This is a genomic window from Gilliamella sp. Lep-s35, from assembly GCF_009795845.1.
GTDB lineage: Bacteria > Pseudomonadota > Gammaproteobacteria > Enterobacterales > Orbaceae > Gilliamella.
This window is the reverse complement of record NZ_WTEX01000069.1, coordinates 1-1060: the sequence shown is the minus strand read 5'-3', so window position 1 is coordinate 1060 and position 1060 is coordinate 1. Positions and strand designations below refer to the sequence as shown.

At 34.3% G+C, this 1060-nt stretch carries 1 protein-coding gene; it reads right to left on the bottom strand.

Annotated elements, in window-relative coordinates; translation table 11 throughout:
* Nucleotides 1–80: 80 nt before the first annotated feature.
* Nucleotides 81–1060: hypothetical protein (locus GQ590_RS12025; protein ID WP_160422646.1), on the bottom strand; the 980-nt coding region annotated here is incomplete at its 5' end.

Sequence of the window (1060 nt, the reverse complement as noted above, 5' to 3'; positions counted from 1 at the left end):
TAGGACGACTAAACTACAACTTGAAACTAAATGTTTTATTTTTTGATTGTTCATGATTATTACCTGTTTTTTTGATTGCTTTATTTTATGACACCGCCCACATTATCGACTAACTCATCAAACCAGCTGACCACCTTATATTGATAAGAAAGCAGATAAGGAAAGGCTTTGTTGCCTTGGCTGTCAGTATAGCCTTCCGGAAAATATTCCACGGTGCAAATTACTTCAAAATTATTAAAAACCATGCCTAACAATTGGTTAATGGTAAATAATCCAACCTTAGGTGATGATTCTGTATTAGCATCGTTATTTATACTTTCTTCTTCCTTATTTTGCGAAGGCTTCTTACTAATTACTTCTTGCATTTGATACCAATTTTTATTTGCTTTGTTATTGATATTTTCAAGTTCTTTTTGTTTATCTTCCTTTTTTTTCGCTTTTTCTTTATTTTCCGGTATATCGTCAAAATATCGATATCTGTCTTCTTCATTTTCATCTTTACTTCGAATGATACCTTCAAAAACGTTTACATAGTGTTTAGAATTATATTGAATCAGTTCGACCTTCACCTGTTCTTCACCATCGCTTATTGCCAATATGGTTTCCATTTCATCTTCACCATGGCGGATCATCACTTTACCTTTAAATTTAGCTTTGTTTCTGACAAAATCCGGTAATTGCATTACTAAATATAAGTTATAAAAAGTATCTGATACCGATGGATTGCCAGTATTACTGCTTTTAGGATCAGGTTGGGTTTTTTGTGGTGTTGAACGTGTTGGATATATTGGATATGTGGGATATCCTAAATTATTTATTCTTTTTCTCAATCGCTCTGCTTCTTCCTTTCGGCTTTTAGCAATATAATCAAACTTAGCTACTTCGTAATGCGCCGTGCGACAAAACCCTTTGCGGGACGCTAAATAAAAATCTTGTTCGGACAGGTAGTTACCTGTATCACTAATTGGGTATGGTGGAAACAGGTCAATACGGTTAAACTTGCCAAATATTGAGCGGTTCATCCATTTTTCCATTTCGTCCCATTCACTGGCATCATCAT